Origin of the sequence: Tersicoccus solisilvae (assembly GCF_014643255.1) — a bacterium.
Classification (GTDB): domain Bacteria; phylum Actinomycetota; class Actinomycetes; order Actinomycetales; family Micrococcaceae; genus Tersicoccus; species Tersicoccus solisilvae.
The window spans coordinates 1-719 of sequence record NZ_BMJI01000055.1; the positions used below are offsets into that span (position 1 = coordinate 1).

General features: G+C 54.4%; 2 protein-coding genes. Both read left to right on the forward strand.

Features of this window, described 5'->3' with window-relative positions; translation table 11 throughout:
* The coding region (locus IEX22_RS16190; RefSeq protein ID WP_188669265.1) for a cation:proton antiporter regulatory subunit at positions 1-210 on the forward strand (210 nt) is incomplete at its 5' end.
* 156 nt (positions 211-366) lie between these two features.
* The coding region (locus IEX22_RS16195; protein WP_188669266.1) for a hypothetical protein at positions 367-719 on the forward strand (353 nt) is incomplete at its 3' end.

Here is a 719-nt window from a genome sequence, read left to right on the forward strand (position 1 = left end):
GCTTTGCCAAGAGGCGCCAGTGCCGTGGGAAAATTCAGTGCCGAGATCCCCTGGCAACAGCTCAGGGTGGAACTGAGAGCTGTGCGCCGCGGCGGCAGGGAGTACGAGCCGCCGGATGAAGATTGGCAGTTCCGCGCCGGTGATACCTTGCTTATTCGCGGCAAGCCCAGAAGGGTGGAGAAAGCCGAAGTTATTTTGCTTCAAGGCTGATTGCCCGGCCGCTGGCGTTGGTTTTATTTGCACGTTAAATGGGGTACTCTGCGACCTTTGTGGAGCTGAATGCCGGGAAGGACTGCTTGGCTGCATATTGCAGCGACTTTTCCTGAATAAGCGCAAACCCGAGTGACCTACAAGGAGTTGGCAACCGTGACCCATGACAGTAAAGATGGCCTCGATATCTCGTTCGAGGAACTGTTTGAGATTTTGACTTCTACCCAGCAGCTGCTGTTTTGCCGTGATGGTGATGTGCCGCTGATCCTGCCGGTGAATATCGATGGCAATGAACAGGCCAGTCATTGTTATGCCTACCTTCCCATGATGGATGAGCAGGAGGCGAGCCGGGTGCTTGCAGAGAATCTTAAACAACCGGCGGATTACTATTTCAAACCCATGCATTGGCAACGGCTTATTCTGACCGCTCATGTCAATGAGGTGCTGTTGCTGGAGCTGGCGGGCAAACTCGTGCTGCCGGTGGAAGATCAGCAAGCCTACCTGAGCTA